Source organism: Corynebacterium hiratae (genome assembly GCF_009708045.1).
GTDB lineage: Bacteria > Actinomycetota > Actinomycetes > Mycobacteriales > Mycobacteriaceae > Corynebacterium > Corynebacterium hiratae.
Window position 1 is genome coordinate 14,158 of record NZ_VIOG01000003.1, and the last position, 17,115, is coordinate 31,272.

16 protein-coding genes and 2 tRNA genes are annotated in these 17,115 nt (G+C 62.0%); 14 read left to right on the forward strand and 4 right to left on the reverse strand.

Going from position 1 to position 17,115, the window contains the following annotated elements; genetic code table 11:
* The first annotated feature begins 127 nt into the window (after positions 1 to 127).
* From FME68_RS03025 to FME68_RS03060, 8 genes are all read left to right on the forward strand, one after another.
* Positions 128 to 502, forward strand: a complete 375-nt coding sequence (locus tag FME68_RS03025; protein WP_230308877.1) for a hypothetical protein — start codon at positions 128 to 130, stop codon at positions 500 to 502.
* 106 nt (positions 503 to 608) lie between these two features.
* Complete coding sequence (locus tag FME68_RS03030) at positions 609 to 1,148, forward strand: hypothetical protein (RefSeq protein WP_158395947.1); 540 nt, start codon at positions 609 to 611, stop codon at positions 1,146 to 1,148.
* 107 nt (positions 1,149 to 1,255) lie between these two features.
* A tRNA-Ile gene (locus FME68_RS03035) sits at positions 1,256 to 1,329 on the forward strand.
* Between the two features lie 117 nt (positions 1,330 to 1,446).
* The gene (locus FME68_RS03040) at positions 1,447 to 1,896 is read left to right on the forward strand and encodes a Panacea domain-containing protein (protein WP_158395949.1); all 450 of its coding nucleotides are present in this window, start codon (positions 1,447 to 1,449) and stop codon (positions 1,894 to 1,896) included.
* Between the two features lie 74 nt (positions 1,897 to 1,970).
* A complete protein-coding gene (locus FME68_RS03045) occupies positions 1,971 to 2,327 on the forward strand; it encodes a hypothetical protein (protein ID WP_158395952.1) in 357 nt (118 codons plus the stop codon).
* A gap of 100 nt (positions 2,328 to 2,427) precedes the next feature.
* Positions 2,428 to 3,501: a trimeric intracellular cation channel family protein gene (locus tag FME68_RS03050; RefSeq protein ID WP_046647250.1), complete on the forward strand. Its 1,074-nt coding sequence runs from the start codon at positions 2,428 to 2,430 to the stop codon at positions 3,499 to 3,501.
* A 48-nt stretch (positions 3,502 to 3,549) separates the two neighbouring features.
* The gene (locus FME68_RS03055; RefSeq protein WP_328287694.1) at positions 3,550 to 5,148 is read left to right on the forward strand and encodes a peptide ABC transporter substrate-binding protein; all 1,599 of its coding nucleotides are present in this window, start codon (positions 3,550 to 3,552) and stop codon (positions 5,146 to 5,148) included.
* 43 nt (positions 5,149 to 5,191) lie between these two features.
* Complete coding sequence (locus tag FME68_RS03060; protein ID WP_158395954.1) at positions 5,192 to 6,757, forward strand: mechanosensitive ion channel family protein; 1,566 nt, start codon at positions 5,192 to 5,194, stop codon at positions 6,755 to 6,757.
* Between the two features lie 153 nt (positions 6,758 to 6,910).
* Here the strand turns inward: FME68_RS03060 and FME68_RS03065 are convergent, their stop codons facing one another.
* Positions 6,911 to 8,560, reverse strand: coding sequence for an alkaline phosphatase D family protein (locus FME68_RS03065; protein ID WP_158395956.1), 1,650 nt, complete (start codon positions 8,558 to 8,560; stop codon positions 6,911 to 6,913).
* A gap of 154 nt (positions 8,561 to 8,714) precedes the next feature.
* Here FME68_RS03065 and FME68_RS03070 point away from each other — a divergent pair, with 154 nt between their 5' ends.
* The 3 genes from FME68_RS03070 to FME68_RS03080 all read left to right on the forward strand — a co-directional run bounded on the left by FME68_RS03070 (position 8,715) and on the right by FME68_RS03080 (position 11,044).
* Entirely contained in the window at positions 8,715 to 9,398 is a 684-nt protein-coding gene (locus FME68_RS03070) for an excalibur calcium-binding domain-containing protein (protein ID WP_158395958.1), read from the forward strand.
* 10 nt (positions 9,399 to 9,408) lie between these two features.
* A complete protein-coding gene (locus FME68_RS03075; RefSeq protein WP_158395960.1) occupies positions 9,409 to 10,212 on the forward strand; it encodes a serine hydrolase domain-containing protein in 804 nt (267 codons plus the stop codon).
* Positions 10,213 to 10,612: 400 nt separating this feature from the next.
* Entirely contained in the window at positions 10,613 to 11,044 is a 432-nt protein-coding gene (locus FME68_RS03080) for a hypothetical protein (protein ID WP_144013795.1), read from the forward strand.
* A gap of 12 nt (positions 11,045 to 11,056) precedes the next feature.
* Here the strand turns inward: FME68_RS03080 and FME68_RS03085 are convergent, their stop codons facing one another.
* Positions 11,057 to 11,815 carry an HAD-IIA family hydrolase gene (locus FME68_RS03085; RefSeq protein ID WP_158396164.1) on the reverse strand — a complete coding sequence of 253 codons (759 nt, stop codon included), beginning with the start codon at positions 11,813 to 11,815 and terminating at the stop codon, positions 11,057 to 11,059.
* Between the two features lie 17 nt (positions 11,816 to 11,832).
* Positions 11,833 to 12,135 carry an acyl carrier protein gene (locus tag FME68_RS03090; RefSeq protein WP_158395962.1) on the reverse strand — a complete coding sequence of 101 codons (303 nt, stop codon included), beginning with the start codon at positions 12,133 to 12,135 and terminating at the stop codon, positions 11,833 to 11,835.
* Positions 12,136 to 12,161: 26 nt separating this feature from the next.
* On the opposite strand from FME68_RS03090, the gene FME68_RS03095 reads away from it, so the two are divergent.
* Positions 12,162 to 13,178: an alpha/beta fold hydrolase gene (locus FME68_RS03095; RefSeq protein ID WP_158395964.1), complete on the forward strand. Its 1,017-nt coding sequence runs from the start codon at positions 12,162 to 12,164 to the stop codon at positions 13,176 to 13,178.
* A 257-nt stretch (positions 13,179 to 13,435) separates the two neighbouring features.
* On the opposite strand, the gene aceE is transcribed toward FME68_RS03095, so the two are convergent.
* Positions 13,436 to 16,192: a pyruvate dehydrogenase (acetyl-transferring), homodimeric type gene (gene aceE, locus FME68_RS03100; RefSeq protein WP_144013798.1), complete on the reverse strand. Its 2,757-nt coding sequence runs from the start codon at positions 16,190 to 16,192 to the stop codon at positions 13,436 to 13,438.
* A gap of 173 nt (positions 16,193 to 16,365) precedes the next feature.
* Between aceE and FME68_RS03105 the strand changes: the two genes are divergently transcribed.
* A complete protein-coding gene (locus FME68_RS03105) occupies positions 16,366 to 16,803 on the forward strand; it encodes a DUF3052 domain-containing protein (RefSeq protein ID WP_046647091.1) in 438 nt (145 codons plus the stop codon).
* Positions 16,804 to 16,916: 113 nt separating this feature from the next.
* Positions 16,917 to 16,992 (forward strand) — tRNA-Val (locus FME68_RS03110).
* The last annotated feature ends 123 nt before the right edge of the window (positions 16,993 to 17,115 follow it).

Genomic DNA, 17,115 nt, shown 5'->3' on the forward strand with positions numbered 1-17,115 from the left:
CCCATGCCTTACCTCAGCCGGCGCTGGTAGCGTTTTATTGCATACCGCAGCAAGCAACCACAGGAGGTCACGTCCTATGGGTGGGGATACTACTGAGCTGCTCGTATGTTTCGGGTTAGTGATTGTCATGGCTCTTTATTGGACCTATTACATCCGGGGCGTGCGAAAAACTCCCAGGTCGGAAAGATGGTACGACTCAGCCGATGCGGAAGGCGCCGAAAGTGATGGTGTGCTCTTCATTTATCCCTACGGCACGCTCATCATGGGCGCTGCCGGTGCCACAGGGCTGGTCGCAAATATGAACCTCCCAGAGTCCGCCGAAACGGTGCTGCTTGCCCCGATCATGGCAGCTTTCGTCATCGGAGTCATTGGTTTTACAGGCGCGTTCGGGATTCCGCTTCCGTGGCCATTTGTTCCGCGTTGGGTCGTCGACATTCGCAAAGCAAAACGTGCTCGGAGACGCGAGCGCAGGCAAGCTAGGAAAATGAAAAAGAAAGAATAGGCCTGGTAACTGACGCAGAGGCCGAAGCCAGTATGTAGTGGGTCTAGGACTGAGTGGCGTCAGTTTTGTAGGTGAAAGTAGCGGCGATGCACGCTAGGCTTTTGGCATGAAGTATCGGAACGTTCAGATCAGCTCCGTCGCGGCGCTTGTCATGAGCCTGTTAGGCGCGGCGTTCTTTGCTTTGGGGCGGGTCATATTTGATGTCGGCGGCTGGCTCGCATTCTTTACCCTTCCGGCCGGCGGCATCGTGGTCCTTGCGCTGTTAGTTTTGTGGCTCATCCCCGTACGTACCCCGATGGAAGATGAAGAGGGCGGAACGTACAAGGCCTTCGGGTGGCGCGAGTCGTGGGCATTCATTGCTGTGACCGTGTTCCTCTTCCTGGCCGGCTTCTTTTTGGTCGATTACGGCGATACCGACGAGAGCGTGAAATCCGCCTTCACCCAGATTGTCGGTCGGTGGGCCTTAGACCTGTCCTCGATACTCTTTTGGCTCAGTGTTTTCGGGGTGATCGCCTCCTACGTTATCGGGGTCGTTGTTTCGGTGAAGGGGCAGAAGGCCGCTGACGAAGACCATGCGCAGAGTTCCGGCCCGGAAGACCTGGACGAGGCAAACCTAGGCGAGGATATCGGCCAGGACGAGCCCTAAATTGCCGTTTTCTGGGCCTGCCGATTAATGTTGCTGGGAGCGGATTCGCTGCCGTACGTGGCGCGCCGGCTGCGCGCTGGTGTGGGTCGCGTGGGTAGGGAATACGCGGGGCTATAGCTCAGTCGGTTAGAGCTACGGACTCATAATCCGTTGGTCCCGGGTTCGAGCCCCGGTGGCCCCACAATTTAGAGCTTCTATGCTCTCCTTTAAGCAGGTGTTTCGCGCTCGATCCAACATTGAGATGTTCACATGTCTTGGGCCTGTTGTACTCTTAGCGGGAAGTGGAAGGAGGGCAAGCATGGAGCAATTTACGGCGCGGCAAATAGCCGAATGGTTTGTAGCGTGGGCTGATGAAACTGATGATGCTGACATTACGCAGCTCAAACTTCAAAAGCTTCTCTACTACGCCAAAGGGATGCATATGCGCTCTTCCGATGGCTTGCCGCTTTTTCCTGAACGAATGGAAGCCTGGGCTCATGGTCCAGTAGTCGTGGACGTATACCATGACGTTAAGCACTACGGAAAGCTTCCTATAGACCCCGATGAGTTCGTCTCGGATGATTTCGACTGGGATGATTACCGCGACGTTGAGCAGGACTTGATTGAGGTATGGGATAAGTATGGCCCCTACTCTGCATGGGCTCTGCGGAATAAAACCCACACCGAGTCGCCGTGGAAAAAGAACTTCGTGGAGGGCAAACGCGGGTTAGAAATAACTGATGCCGATCTGAAGAACTACTTCTGCTAGCTGTGGGCACGAAAAGTAAACGACGGGGGAGTAGGCCAACCAGAGGGGTGAGGAGCGCTCCAGACTCAAGCGTCGTGGATGCTCTTCGTAGCTCGCGGGCTGACTATCCGCTCCTGTCAACGCGATTCCTGCAGCAGGGGTGGGGCTTCGAAGAACTAGATGATTCAATGCGCGCAGAGTTTCTGGAAAAGTGGCGCAAGCGGTCAGTGCTTTCATGGAAAGAGCTGGCACAGCACCCCAGGCACGGACTCGGCTCAGAGTTTATTCCGGCAAGCGCTATCAAGCCTCAGATTCCGCGGCAATTTCAGGATGTGGAGAAATTCCGGGTTTACCGTCACAAAGGGAATCTTCCTTTCGCGGGCTGGAAAGACGGGGAAGTGTTTTATGTCATTTGGATTGAGAAAGCCTACAACGAGCTCTACGTGCATTAGCTCATTTTCTGAGCCTTAGCGGTCCGCCAGCTAGGCGGCGCATTGCAAGGAATAGCTCCTCAATGCGAGAGATTGCTTAGCACCCGATACGATGACCACCATGAGCGTTGTCGAGATGGACCCCTTGATCGAGTCACTGTACTACTGGTCCGACATCATAGGTGTCCTCCTCATGGGCATCATCGGTGGCACCATGGCCCGGCAGCGCGGCTATGACATCGTGGGCTTCTTCTTCATCGCGATGTTCTCCTCCCTCGGCGGCGGCATGATCCGTGACGTGCTCATTAACCGCGGCACCGTCGCCGCGATGAGCCAGCCGGAGTATCTCTACCTCGCATTCACCGGCGCCATTATCGCCCGCTTCGTCTACTTCAAGGGCAAGACGTGGGACTACGTGCAGTCGCATGGTGATGCGGTGGTCTCGGCCCTATGGGCGTCGACAGGCGCGCTCAAAGCCATCGCCTATGGCCTGCCCCTGATTCCCTGCATCATGATGGGTGTGTTCACGGCTACGGGCGGATCCATGATCCGTGACATCGCCATGGGGCGCGAGCCCGCCGTCTTTGGAGATAACACCCCCACCGTGATCCCCGCGGTGGCCTGCGCGCTGGTGGTCTTGGGTGCAGACTCGGCCGGCTACTTGGCGTGGGGGGTTATTCTCGGGCCGGTGGTGTCCTTTGTCCTCACCATGCTGGGAATCTGGGCGGGCTGGCGCGTGCCTGCACGCCAGGAGTGGGCGCCGGTCAATGACACCGCGGCCTACGTCATGGTCATGGCGCGCAAGGCGGAAAGCAAGGGGCGTGCCGTGGGGCGTCGCCTAGAGCCCACGAAGCTTCGCTCCTGGCGTCACAACCAGATGGAAAAGGCCCTGCAACGCCGCATCGAGCGCGAAGTCCGAGCCGGTAAGCGCCGTGCGGAAGCCGCCATCGATGCCTCCGAGTTCCTCGACTCCTTCAACGAGGAAGTCGCAGAGATGTCGGAGATGATGGAGCCGGCCGTTGCGGAAGCGGAGTCCTCCGACTTTGGCGTGGACCTAAGCGGTGACTCCTACGAGGAACAGAGCGCTGAGGGGCCAACGCCGCGCGAGCTTTTGGATCGCATCTTGGCCGATGATCAGCTCACCGATGAATTGGTGGAAAGACTCATGCGCCGATATGAAAAAAGAGATGATTAGAACCTGAGAAATGCTTTAATCTAGTGATGAAAGTGAGGTGATGGACGCGTGACGTCGAGGCGTTCTTTTCTGGGCATGCTCGCGGCGCTGGCGGTGTCGGGCGTTGCGGCCCCCACGCTGGCGGGCTGCGGAACGGAACCGGAGCGCATGGATACCTCGGGAATGAATCTCATTACTACCGATATCTCGGAGCCACAGCGCTCCCTCATCCCGGCCGATTCCAACGACGTGCCAGGCCAAACCATCATCAACCTGGTGTACTCGGGGCTGATGTACCTGGATAAGGACGGCGGCGCCCATTACGACATGGCGGAATCCGTCACGCAGGTCGATGACACCACCTTTGACGTGCAGATTCGTGAAGACGCGGTGTTCTCCGATGGCTCGAAGGTCAGCGCGCAGGACTTCGTCGATACGTGGAATACCGCGGTGCGCCAGTCCCTGCTTTCCGCACATCACTTTGCGCCGATTCTCGGTTTCAATGAAGGCAGGAAGGAGATGCGCGGGCTGACGGTGACGGGGGAGAAGTCCTTCCGCATTGAGCTCTCTCGCCCCACGGCGGGCTTTATTGAGCGCTTGGGTTATTCCGTCTTTTTCCCCATGCGCTCTGCGGATCAGGACAAGCTGAGTGAGCGCGGCACGGACCCGATTGGCAGCGGGCCATACCTGTTGGCCTCGTGGGAACGTGAGAAGGCGTTGACCCTCGTGCCGAACCCGCGTTATAAAGGGCCGCGACACCCGCAGAATGAGGGCATTAAGTTCGTCGTGTATTCCTCGGAGGAGCAGGCCTACGAGGATCTTGTGGCGGGCCGGCTGGACGTGCTGACGCGCATCCCGTCAGAGAAACTCGGAAGTTTCGAAAAGGAACTAGGCGCGCGAGCTCTTACTAAGCCCGGCGGTTCGATAGTGGAGATCACCATCCCCGCCAACGATGCCAATTTCCGCGGCGAGGCTGGCCGCCTGCGCCGCCGGGCCCTGTCCATGGCGGTAGACCGAGAAAAGATTGCGCGGGACATCTTCGACGACAGGGTGACTCCTGCCAACGGTTTCGTAGCGCCGCTCTTCGGCACCCTGCCACCCACCCCGGAGGGCGCTGGCGTGCTGACCTACCAGCCGGATAGAGCCCGCGAGCTGTGGGCGCAGGCGGAGAAGCTCGATCCATTTGAGGGGACGTTCAGCATCGCGTTTAACGCCGATGGCGGCCACAAGACGTGGGTCGATGCGGTGGCTCAGCAGGTGACGGATACCCTCGGTGTGCTCGCCGAAAGCAAGGAATTTGGGACCTTGAAGGAATTGCGTCGAGAGGTCACAGCGCGGCACATTACCGGTGCTTTCAGGACGATTTGGCAGGCGGAATTTCCGGATGAGTCGACCTTCCTGGTGCCGCTGTTTGCCTCCTATTCCTCAGAAAACGAGTCAGGTTTTCGCAGCACCGAATACGACAAGTTGCTGAGGAAGGTAGGCCAGGCGAAGGACCGGGAGGAGGCCCAGGAGTACTACTTGCAGGCCCAGGAGCTGTTGCTGGAAAAGATGCCGGCGATTCCGCTGTGGACGACTAAGGCATTCAGCGCCTACGGCAAGGACATCATCCCTGCTGGCTACACGTGGAAGCCCACTCCGAACTACTATCTCATCCACCGCGCTTGAGATTCCAAGGGTTCTGTCAGGCTGTAGGACTAGGCTTGGCGCAATGCTGAAGTATTACTTTTTCGCCATTTGGCAGGCCTTCGTTGACCATGGTTTGCCACTGCTAGGAATGCTGTTGTTGGCGATTCTCATCCCGCGCATCGGCCGCTTGGCGGTGCGGGTCATTGAGTCCCGCCTCGATGAAAACCAAGAGTCCACCAAGGCGCGCTTGGCGCTGGCCGGCGCGCTGGTCTATGTGGCACAGGCGGTGGCGTACTTCCTGCTCGTGTTGGCGGCGCTGGCCAACGTTGGAGTGCCTCCCCTGGGCGCGGCCATCCCGGCAACCGTGGTCTCGGCTGCCGTCGGTTTCGGCGCACAGTCGATCATCGGTGATTTCCTCGCCGGTTTCTTTATCCTCTCGGAAAAGCAGTTCGGTGTGGGTGACTATGTCAGCTTCGACGGCGTGACCGGCGTGGAGGGCACCGTCGTATCGCTGACCTTGCGCACAACGACGGTGCGTACGCCGACCGGTGAAGTTGTCATGGTGCCGAACGGTTCGGCGGGCGTGGTCACAAATTACTCGCAAGAGTGGTCGCGCGCGGTGGTGGATATTGCCATCCCGGTCCATGAGGGCGATTCCGTGCAGGATCTGACCGAACAGGTAGAGAAGATTTCACAACGCGCCATCGATACCCCGGACATCCGCGCGGACGTGGCTGGTGAGCTCGACGTTCTGCCCGCTACTGGGTTGGTTGCTCCCACGGTGGCCGGCCAGCCATGGCAGGTGAAGTACCGCGTCTTGGTGCAGGTCAACCCCGCACGCCAGTGGGCGGTGGAGCGCGCGATCCGCTCGGCGCTGCTTTCTTCCTTCTGGGATCTGTACAAGCTGCCTAACGCCGAAAACGTCGCGGGTGAAGTCCTGGAGGTGCTGGGCGGCGCGGTGGATGCCGATGCCCCCACTACCGTCATGCCGGCGGCAGGCGCTAACACCGAGTCGAGACAAGAGAGCTCGGCGTCCGAGACGGAAGCTATCGCCGCTGACGCTGTCGCTGACGCGGCCGCCGAAGCGCAAGACAGCAAGGATGACGGTCCAGGGCGCCCGGCCTATTCGGCCGAACCCGACGACGAGGAAGAGGATGATTACGGCCGCGGTATCTGGCGCGCGGATAAACCGGAGAACAAGTGGGACTCCTTCTGGACGCTTGGCGGGCGCGTGCGCCGCTCCACCACAGGGCTTATCGCCGGGCTCGGCGCGATCAGTGTACTGCTGTTAGCGTCCGCCAACCCAGACGGCGTGGAGAATGCCGGGTGGCTATCACCCTCGCGCTGGATGGGACAATCAGAGACAACGTCCGAGTCCACTCAGCCCTCCGAACCTTCGCCAACGCCACAAACCGCGCCGCAGGACGAGCCTTCCTATGTCTCCACGCCCGAGGAGCCGGCGGAAAGCGTACAGGGCACAGTCACTGATAGCGCCCCGGACAGTGAGGCCACCTACGCACCTGCGAATCCAGGGGAACCGACAACCCAAACACCAGCGGAGGAAGGGGTCTCCGAAACTCCCGCGCCCACTGAGGGCGCACAGGCTACCGCTACTGAAGGGGCCTCGGAGCCTTCCGCCGAGATGTAGACCCGAAGGGGGCCGAGAGGCGCTGCACAGAGAGAGGTGAGAGAGACGCTTGGAGAGGGCGCACGAGAGATATGAGTGATAGGGAAGTGCAGCGGCGTAATGCGCTACACCTTATGTATCGGCCCATCGCCACCGATCGTTAACGCAAGCAAGCTAGCTCACAACTCCCGCGCCCGGCCTATAGGTCAGCGCATGTGCCTGCCTTACGGGCGAGCCCGGCCTGAGTACATCATCCACGCGCAGCCAGTGCATCTGCGCCTCCTCGCGGCTCAGCGTGACGAAGCAATAGCCGTGGCTATCCAGCTCGACGTGATGGCACTGCGGGTTGGCCTGGCGTAGCACCTGTTCGGCGAGGCGGGAGACAGTATTGCCCGCGCGCAGGTTGAGCGCCTCGTTGATATTGGGCGCCGATACGGACCCACACACCATCTCCGCGGCGACAACTTCCTCGCCCTTGCTAATCGTATGCGCCCATTCGGTGTGGATATCGCCGGTGAGAAACAGGGCGTGGGCAGGGGAGGCGCGGAGGGCGTCGATAAGCGCGCGGCGTTCTGCGGAGTAACCATCCCACTGGTCCCCGTTGACGGGAATCCCTGTGATGTTCTTCGTCAGGGCGGCGGCCACCTGCGCGGTCAGCGAATTCTCCTGCAGTGACACCAGATTCAGCGGGGCAAACATCACCGAATTCCCCAGCAGATTCCACGTGGCCTGCGAGGTTTCAATCTTTCCCAGCAGCCAGTCATACTGCTCCGAGCCCAGCATGCTCCGGCCCTCTTTCATAAACGCCACTGGGTTCCACGGCGTCTGCTGGTCGCGGTAGGTGCGCAGGTCCATCATGGTCAGCTCCGCCAAATCGCCGAAGGTCAGTGAGCGGTACAGATGCCCGGCGTCGGAAGGCGCGGTGGCGCGCACGGGCATCCACTCGAAGTAGGCGCGCATGGCCGCCGTTTGGCGTTCCTGCCAGCTTCCTTCCGTGGCGGGGTCGTGGTTCTCCGCGCCGCCGGCCCAGTTATCGTTGGCTGTTTCATGGTCATCCCACACGACGATCCACGGCAGAGCGGCATGCGCTGCCTGCAGGTCGGGGTCGGTGCGGTAGCGCCCGTAACGCGTGCGGTAATCCGCCAGCGTGGTGATCTCGTGCGCTGGGTGGTGCAGGCGCACCGGCCCAAACCCGGAGTACTCGCCGGTGGCGTACTCGTAGATGTAATCGCCTAAGAACACCATGTAATCCAGCTGCCCGGAGTGCGCGCGCTGGGCAATGTCCGCGTAAGCGCTGAAGAAGCCCGACTCCCAGTTCGCGCAGGAGGCGACCCCAAACGTGAGCTGCTCCGGCGAGGCAGTGGCCGCGGGTGCGGTCTTGGTCCGCCCGATGGGGGAGGAGACTCCATCGACGAGGAAGCGATAATAATACTCGGTGTCCGGCTGCAGGCCGTGCGGGTCCACGTGGACGGTATGGTCACGGCTTGCGGAGGCAACCACAGAGCCGCGCTTGACGACGTCCCTCATCTCCCCATCCGCTGCCACCTCCCACTCCACGGTGACCGAAGGGCCTACGCCGCTGCCCGGCAGTGCCTCCTCTGTGGGCGTGATGCGCGTCCAGAGGATGACCGAATCCGGAATCGGATCGCCGGATGCCACTCCGTGCACGAAGGGCAGCGTGCCCGCGGGCGGCTCTACTAGCCCGAGGGAGGAGGTGGACGTGGGATCGGCTGCCGAGGCTGAAGAGGCGACGAGGGAGGCGGCGGTGGCTGTGGCTAATCCAGAGGCATGGAGGAGGCGGCGACGAGTTAGAGAGCGGCGCATGGCTCTACGGTTTCTCCGCTTTGGCGGTGTCGCAACTCGGGGACAGAGAATTCGCCCGTCGGTCAGGTGTGGTTTTCCGTGGCTTCACGTGTGCTTTACCCCTTGGGGTGGAGCAATTTCTTGCGGGGTGAGTTACGGGCTATAACTTATGCTTATGAAGAAGTTCTCTCGTGCGGTTCTCGCCGCCTCTGTCTCTGTTTCTCTCTCCCTGTCCGTTGTCGTCCCCGCTCAGGCGGAGACCGGCGCATCCTACGAGGAGGCCCCCACCGCGGTTTCCTCTCCGTCTGATACCGGCGACCTCGAGTCCGGCCTGTCTTCGGAGCTGGATGTTGAATCCTCCAGCAAGGAGCTGGGCTCCTCCACCGAAGGCACTGGCTCCTCCAGCAAGGAGGAAGATGACGCCGAATTCGAGCAGTCTTCCCAGGGCGAGAGGCTTGCCTTGGGCCTGGGTGTTAGCGCAGCGCTTCTCGCGGCCATCGCCGGCGGCGTGTTCTGGGCCGTGCAGCAGGGCATCATCCCGAACCCGCTGCCGGGCGTAATTCCTTCGCCGAAGGCACAGGAGCCCGCACCGGCTCCTGCCCCGGCACCTGCACCTGCTCCGGCCCCTGCCCCTGCGCCCGCACCGCAGCCAGCTCCTGCGCCGGCTCCCGCACCTGCACCTGCCCCTGCCCCGGCACCTGCCCCCGCACCGAAGCCGGCACCGGCTCCGGCCTACTACTCTCGCTGCGCCGATGTGTGGAACGCGCTGGGCCGCCCCATCTACCCGAGTGACCCGGGCTTCCGTTCCAAGTTTGACCGCGATGGTGATGGCGTAGGCTGCGAGCGCGATCCTCGTTAAGCTGGAGCGCATGAGCGCTTTTTCTTCTCTTGAATCCTGGCCCGTCGATACCGTTGCCGGTGCCTTGCTGCGCCGCGGTGAGGTAGTAGAACAGGTCGGTGATGTCTCCCGCCGCTTCCCGGTGGCGTCTGTGACCAAGATGGTGGCCGCCTATGGGGTGATGGTGGCAGTAGAGGAGGGCGCTGTGGAGCTGGATCAGGCAGCCGGTCCTGAAGGCTCCACGCTGCGACACCTGTTGGCCCATGCCTCGGGGGTGGGCTTTGATACACGCGAGCCTCAAAAACCGGTGGGCGAGCGCCGTATCTACTCCTCGGCGGGCTATGAGTGGGCCGCCGAGGTAGTCGAGTCTGCTACCGAGATTCCTTTTGTTGACTACCTTGCGGAAGGCGTGTGCGCTCCGCTGGGCATGCAGGCCACCACCCTGGAAGGCTCGGCCGGGCACGGGCTGGTCTCTAGCGTGGAGGACCTCGCCGCCTTTGCCGCCGAGGTGTACGCGCCGCGTTTGCTGGATTCCTCCACCGTGGAAGACATGCGCAGCGTCCAGTTCCCGGGGCTGCGCGGGATTGTGCCGGGCTACGGCAGCTTCAAGGACTGCACGTGGGGGCTGGGCTTTGAAATCCACGGCGAAAAGAAGCAATGGATGGGCGGCTTGCCGGCCGATGCCGTGGGGCATTTCGGCATGAGCGGAACCTACCTGTGGGTGGCCGGTGAGTGGGCGATGGTTGCGCTCACGGACCGCGACTTCGGAGACTGGTGCAAGCCGCTGTGGGCGGAGACCAATACGGCGATCTGGGAGGAATGCCAGGCGCGCTAGTCGTAGCCGCGGTGAAGAAATCGAGCGTCGTAGCGGCGCACCGACAGGCGCCACAACGGGGGTAGTGGGGCACCTGTGGCGACCGCACGCAGATGATGCTCGTGAGTGTTTGTGTGACACATGTGATTAATGGGGTGAATTTTCGGGCGAAAGTCTCAACCTGATATTGAGGCAGCGGGGGCTTAAGTGCAGGTTGAGGGTTGTTGTGGCCTAAGTGGCAGGGGAAAATCGTGGGCACACAACGACGCACCGAGTGGCCACATACCGTGGCCACACCAATCGGTGTTCGCGCCTCGGCGCGAGTGGCGTGATGAAGACAAGTTCGTAGGGGAAGACGAAGCTCGTCTTGCGTCGGCGCATGCCGGCGTGCCATCACTCGCACGTCAAAGGAGTTTAAGGAGTGAATCAACGCGTTCACCCGCAGGTAGCCGGTGCAACCGCGCCGGCCCCTTCAGCCAGCCCACTTGGCAGCCCAGCGGATACGTGGCCCAACCGCGCCTGCGGTGAGGTCTGCACCGCCGTGCTGCAGATCTCGGGCATGCCGCGCAGCCTGCGCCCGGCCATTGAGCGCGCCATGGCTCGCTGTATTCGCAGCGAAAGCGAATTCATCGTCCCCGGCGATGACCCGCTGACCGCCCAATGGTGCACCCGCTGGCGCCGGGACCCGCTGTGGGACGTTGTCGGCATAAAAGCCGACAACGCAGGCTGCACCGGAATCGGTTGCCAGCAAGTGCTCACCGGAACGCCCAGCGAATTGGAAGCGCTGGGCCGCGCGGTGGAGATGCTGGCGGGGGAGTACGGTTTTCGGGGCGTCGTCAAGCGCGCCGTCTAAGTCGGTGAAGACCTAGTCCGCGAAGGGATCGAAGATGCGCTCCGGCAGGTCCGCCACGGAGTCAATGATTCGCGTCGGGCGGAAAGGATAGCGCTCGATGATGCGGTCATCGCTGATGCCGGAGCGCACCAGGATGCTGCGCATGCCCGCCTCGAGGCCTGACTTGACGTCGGTATCCATGCGGTCACCGATCATGACGGTGTTCTCCGAGTGTGCGCCGATGTTGTTTAAGGCGCTGCGCATCATGACCGGGTTCGGCTTGCCCACGTAGTAGGGCTCGCGGTTGGTCGCCGCGGTGATGAGTGCGGCAACAGCACCCGTGGCTGGAAGCACGCCCTGCGGGGCCGGGCCCGTGACGTCCGGGTTAGTGGCAATGAAGCGCGCGCCGTTGCGGATGAGATTGATGGCCGTGGTGATGGCTTCAAAAGAATAGGTGCGGGTCTCACCCAAGACCACGAAATCGGCTTCCCGGTCGTTGAGAATCCAGCCGGCCTCGTGCAGGGCGGTGGTCAGCCCAGACTCGCCCACGACGTAGGCCGTGGACAGCCCCGCCTGGTTGGAGAGGAAGGCCGCGGTGGCCGTCGCTGAGGTCCAGATGCGCTCGGCCGGGATATCCAGTCCTGTGTTCTGAAGGCGTGCTGACAGGTCCCGCGGAGTGGACATCGAGTTATTGGTCAGCACCATGTACTCGATGTTGTTGTCCTTCAGCGCCTGGATGAATTTATCTGCGCCGGGAATCATCTCCCCTTCCTTGATGAGGACGCCGTCCATGTCAGAGAGGTAAGAAATCACGAGTGTTCCTCCACGTAGTCAGCAAGTTCGCCCACCGTGGTTACGGAGAGCATGGTTTCTTCATTAAGGCGGACCCCGCAGGCTTCCTCGAGGCGCACGGCTAATTCGATGCGCTCGAGTGATTCAACCCCCAGGTCCTCCAGCTTTGCTTCGCGCTCTAGTCCTTCCTCCACGCCGGTCACCTTCGTGATGAGGCGGGTGAGCTCGCTATAGGCGTCGCCGGCGGGTGCAGAGTCTTGCTCTTGTGCCGGCGCGGAGCCGAAACGGGCTTGGAGTTGCGCTGAAAGGTCATTAGCCATGGGGCCCAGTCTAGTATTGAAATGTCATGGTTTTTCGAGCACGTTCCTCCGCCGTCGCGCGCAGCTGGTCGCGCCGGGTTCGCCCCCGCATGCGCGCCATCGAGCACGCCGTCCACAACGAGCTGCATGATCTCACGACTGAACCGGGCCTGACTGCGGTGAGCGGCTCGGGCTTCGTCGACAACGACGGCGTGCGCGTGGCGTGGTACGAGGTGGGCCCGGAGGACGCGGAGGTCACCGCGGTCTTCATCCACGGCTATTGCCTGTCTGCTGAGAGCTTCTATTCCCAGGTCAACGACGTGCGCCGCAACTATCCCACGGTGCGCTGCCTGCTTGTCGACGTTCGCGGCCACGGCCAATCCACCCACGTCGCCCCCGCGCAGTGCACGGTTCGGGGCGCTGCCGACGATGTGCTGGCCGTCATCGCTGAGCGTGCCGCCGAGGGGCCCTTGGTGCTGCTTGGGCACTCGATGGGCGGAATGATTGCGCTTAACCTGCTGCGCCGCGCACCGCGCCAGATCTTTGACCGCGTTGAGGGGATGGCGCTGGTAGCCACCTCGATGCAGCGCTTTGCGGCCGAAGGCGTGGCTCGCATCTTGGAATCGAAGACCCTCGGCGCGGTCTACCACGCGTGCTTGAAGCTGCCCCGTCGGCTCAACCGGGTGCGCTTTGAGGTAGCGGCTGTCATCGCCCCGGCTTTCGCGGCGCTGCTGCAGGGCTTTCCACAAATGGACAAGCTGCAATTCCACGTGGCGATGCTGCTGGATACGCCGATGTCGAGCTATGCGGGCTTCTTCGATGACTTGGTGGAGCACTCCGAGTTCGGCGCAACGGCCCGGCTGCGTAGCGTGCCGGGGGAAATCGTGGTGGGCCAGCATGACATCGTGACCCCGCACCGCCAATCGGAGGTGATTGCCCGCCACTGGCCGGGCTCCACCCTGACCGTCGTCGACGGTGCTGGCCACATGGTCATCTTGGAAGAACCGAGCGAGGTGTCCAAGGCTTTGGGGCGGGTGCTCGATCGCGTGCTCGATGGCGACTAAGCCGCGCTAATGCTGGCTAAGTCCTTTGTCGACGGCGGCAGGGCCTTTTGTTGGTGGTGGCTGAGCCTCCTGTGGTGGTCGAACTGCCCGTTCTGCCAAAGTTAGAGCCTCGGATTCAAGATCTGGCTCGAACTTTGGCAACAACGACGCCTGGCCCCTGGGTTTAGGCAAGAAGAATGCCCCTCCTACCCACAATGGGGCAGAAGGGGCCGGAGGGCTTGGGGCTGTTAAGCCCTAAGCCTTAATCCTCATCAGCCTTAGTCCTCGTCGGAGGACGTAGAGATGGTGGCGGTCGGGTCGTCGAGCTTCAGCTCGCGAGCTGCCTTCTCGACGGTGCTGCGCTCCACCTTACCCTCGCGGGCCAGGCCCTCGAGGACGGCGACGACGATGGACTCGGCGTCGATGTTGAAGTAGCGGCGAGCGCCTTCGCGGGTATCGGAGAATCCGAAGCCATCTGCGCCCAGGACGATGTAGTCGCCCGGGACGTAGGGGCGAATCTGCTCCTGCAGGTCCGTAGCGAAGTCGGAGACACCGACGAACGGTCCCTCGAAGCCCTTGAGCTGGGTGGTGGCGAAGGCCTCAGTCGGGGCTTCACCCTTGCGCAGGGCCTCCTGGTTGCGGGCAGCGCCATCGCGGGCCAGGTTGACCCAGGACGTGACGGAGAACAGCGAAGCCTTGACATCGAAGTCCTCAGCCAGGATCTCCTGGGCGCGCAGGGCCTCGTACATACCCACACCGGAGGCCAGGATGTTGGCCGGGATGGAGCCGGACTCGGCGGTGTTGTAGTGGTAGATGCCCTTGTGCAGGCCCTCGACGTCGAGGTTCTCCGGCTCAGCAGGCTGCTTGACCGGCTCGTTGTACACGGTGATGTAGTACATGATCGGCTCGTTGTCCTCGCCGTACATGCGCTCAATACCGCGCGGAACCAGGTGAGCGATCTCGTAGCCGAAGGCCGGGTCGTAGACCTCCACGGCCGGGTTGGTCGACGCCAAGATCGGGGAGTGGCCGTCCATGTGCTGCAGGCCCTCACCGGTCAGGGTGGTGCGGCCGGCGGTCGCACCGATGATGAAGCCGCGGCCCAGCTGGTCGGCAGCAGCCCAGAAGGCATCGCCGGTGCGCTGGAAACCGAACATCGAGTAGAAGATGTACAGCGGAATCATCGCCTCGCCCTGGGTGGCGTAGGAGGTAGCAGCCGCGGTGAAGGAGGCTGCGGCACCGGCCTCGGAAATGCCCTCGTGCAGAATCTGACCATCCGTGGCCTCGCGGTAGGAGAGCATGAGGTCGTGGTCCACCGGGACGTAATTCTGGCCACGCGGGTTCCAGATCTTGAGAGTCGGGAACCAAGAGTCCATACCGAAGGTGCGGGCCTCATCCGGAATGATCGGCACGACGCGCTTGCCTAGCTCCTTGTCGCGCATGAGCTCCTTGAAGGTACGCACCAGCGCCATGGTGGTGGCGACGTCCTGCTTGCCGGAACCCTTGCGCACCGAGCGCAGCTTGGACAGATCCGGGGTGGTCAGCGTCTCGAAGTTCTCGCGGCGCTCCGGCAGGAAGCCGCCCAGCTCTTTACGACGCTCCAGCATGTACTTGATCTCCGGGGCGTCCTTACCCGGGTGGTAGTACGGCGGCAGGTACGGATCTGCTTCGAGCTGCTCGTCGCTGATCGGGATGCCCTGCTTGTCGCGGAAGAGCTTCAGATCCTCCAGCGTCAGCTTCTTCATCTGGTGGGTAGCGTTGCGGCCCTCGAAGTTGTGGCCCAAGCCGTAGCCCTTAATGGTGTGGGCCAGGATGACCGTCGGGCGGCCGGTGCCCGCGTAGCTCAACGCCTTGTCGTATGCGGCGTAGATCTTGCGGTAGTCGTGGCCACCGCGGCGCAGTGCCCAAATCTCATCATCGGACATGTCCTCCACCAGCTTGAGCGTGCGCTCATCGCGGCCGAAGAAGTGCTCGCGCACGTAGGCGCCGTCGTTAGCCTTGAAGGTCTGGTAGTCACCATCAGACGTGGTGTTCATGATGTTGACCAGGGCGCCGTCCTTGTCGGCTTCCAGCAGCTTGTCCCAGCCGCGGCCCCAGACAATCTTGATGACGGACCAGCCGGCACCGCGGAAGAAGGACTCCAGCTCCTGAATGATCTGGGTGTTACCGCGCACCGGACCATCGAGACGCTGCAGGTTACAGTTCACCACGAAGGTCAGGTTATCCAGCTCATAGAGGGAAGCCATCTGCAGCAGACCACGGGACTCCGGCTCATCCATTTCGCCGTCGCCGAGGAAGGCCCAGACATGCTGCTTGGAGGTGTCCTTGATGCCGCGGGTCTCCAGGTACTTATTGAAGCGTGCCTGGTAGATGGCGTTGATGGGGCCCAGGCCCATGGACACGGTGGGGAACTCCCAGAAGTCCGGCATCAGGCGTGGGTGCGGGTAGGACGGAAGACCATTGCCCTCGCCGCGGGAGTGCTCCTGGCGGAAGCCATCGAGGTCTTCCTCGCTCAGGCGGCCCTCCATGAAGGCGCGGGCGTAGACACCCGGGGAGGCGTGGCCCTGGAAGAAGACCTGGTCGCCGCCGGAGGGATCATCCTTGCCCTTGAAGAAGTGGTTCAGGCCCACCTCATACAGCGGGGCAGCGCCTGCGTAGGTGGAGATGTGGCCACCGACGCCGATGCCCGGGCGCTGTGCGCGGTGCACCATGATGGCCGCGTTCCAGCGGATCCAGCGGCGGTAGCGCTTCTCCAACTCCTCATCGCCCGGGAACTCTGGCTCCAGGGAGGTGGGGATGGTGTTAACAAAATCCGAGGACGTCAGCGACGGCAACGGCACGCGCTTGGCGGTAGCGCGCTCAAGAAGGCGCAGCATGAGGTAGCGGGCGCGCTCCGGATCGGAAGAATCTAGAAGACCGTCGAGGGAGTCCATCCACTCGCGGGTCTCCTCGGGGTCGGAGTCATGCAGGTATGCTGCCACGCCATCGCGAACGATGGGAAAGTTGGAGTCGCCGTTGTGGGCGTCCAAGTCGGCCATTAAATCCTCCTGGGTCGTAGTACACAGATCTTGCTCTAGGATACGCGCCCCTTTCGCGGTGGGTCACTCGGAGGCCCCCACGGGTGGTTTTAAGGGGGAAAATGTCCACTTCTGGGGAGGAACGGGGGAGGTTTGACGCGAAAAAGTGCACCGTAGCCGTTAAAATACTCTGCATGACATCAACTACTTCATCGGAAGGAACTCAACGAGTGACGGGATTTGCAGCCAAGCTCGGCATCGAGGAGGGCCAGATTGCCCTAGAACTTGGTTGGGACGAAGACTGTGACTCCACGATTTCTGAGTCCATCGAGGACGTGTTGGGGGAGGACTTCCTCGAGGAAGAGACCGACGAGTTGTGCGACCTCGTGCTGCTGTGGTGGCGCGCGGAGGACGGCGACTTGGTCGATGGGCTGGTGGATGCCACCCGTCCCTTGGGCGATTCCGGCCGCATCTGGCTGCTGACCCCAGGAGCTGGAAAGCCAGGCAACTTGGAGCCAGGCGAGATCTCCGAATCTGCACAATTGGCCGGCCTCGTACAGACCAAGGCCGAGCGCCTCGGCGAGTGGCAGGGGTCCTGCCTCGTGGCCCGCGGCTACACCAAGAAGCCCTAAGGAATAATCGCAGGATGTACCTGCTCACGCGGGATTCGCAGCGGCGAATCACACCCCGATTTGTTGCTGCGGGTGCCTATGGGCTAATCTTGGTCGAGCACACCAAGTGCACTGCGGCTTTAGCTCAGCTGGAAGAGCAACTGGTTTACACCCAGTAGGTCGGGGGTTCGATCCCCTCAGGCCGCACCAAATGAAACCCCTTTCCGTTAAGTCGGAGAGGGGTTTGTCGTGCTCGGAGGGCGCCCGCGGGTGCCCTAGGGTGAAGGCCGCTTTGGTGGTCGGTGTAGATGTGGACTGCTCCGTCTGCTTTGA

Bases quoted from the DNA above. Each gene is read 5' to 3' on its own strand.
- FME68_RS03025 (WP_230308877.1), top strand. From the start codon at position 128: ATGGCTCTTTATTGGACCTATTACATCCGGGGCGTGCGAAAAACTCCC.
- FME68_RS03030 (WP_158395947.1), top strand. From the start codon at position 609: ATGAAGTATCGGAACGTTCAGATCAGCTCCGTCGCGGCGCTTGTCATG.
- FME68_RS03040 (WP_158395949.1), top strand. From the start codon at position 1,447: ATGGAGCAATTTACGGCGCGGCAAATAGCCGAATGGTTTGTAGCGTGG.
- FME68_RS03050 (WP_046647250.1), top strand. From the start codon at position 2,428: ATGAGCGTTGTCGAGATGGACCCCTTGATCGAGTCACTGTACTACTGG.
- FME68_RS03060 (WP_158395954.1), top strand. From the start codon at position 5,192: ATGCTGAAGTATTACTTTTTCGCCATTTGGCAGGCCTTCGTTGACCAT.
- FME68_RS03065 (WP_158395956.1), bottom strand. From the start codon at position 8,560: ATGCGCCGCTCTCTAACTCGTCGCCGCCTCCTCCATGCCTCTGGATTA.
- FME68_RS03070 (WP_158395958.1), top strand. From the start codon at position 8,715: ATGAAGAAGTTCTCTCGTGCGGTTCTCGCCGCCTCTGTCTCTGTTTCT.
- FME68_RS03075 (WP_158395960.1), top strand. From the start codon at position 9,409: ATGAGCGCTTTTTCTTCTCTTGAATCCTGGCCCGTCGATACCGTTGCC.
- FME68_RS03085 (WP_158396164.1), bottom strand. From the start codon at position 11,815: ATGGACGGCGTCCTCATCAAGGAAGGGGAGATGATTCCCGGCGCAGAT.
- FME68_RS03090 (WP_158395962.1), bottom strand. From the start codon at position 12,135: ATGGCTAATGACCTTTCAGCGCAACTCCAAGCCCGTTTCGGCTCCGCG.
- FME68_RS03095 (WP_158395964.1), top strand. From the start codon at position 12,162: ATGGTTTTTCGAGCACGTTCCTCCGCCGTCGCGCGCAGCTGGTCGCGC.
- aceE (WP_144013798.1), bottom strand. From the start codon at position 16,192: ATGGCCGACTTGGACGCCCACAACGGCGACTCCAACTTTCCCATCGTT.
- FME68_RS03105 (WP_046647091.1), top strand. From the start codon at position 16,366: ATGACATCAACTACTTCATCGGAAGGAACTCAACGAGTGACGGGATTT.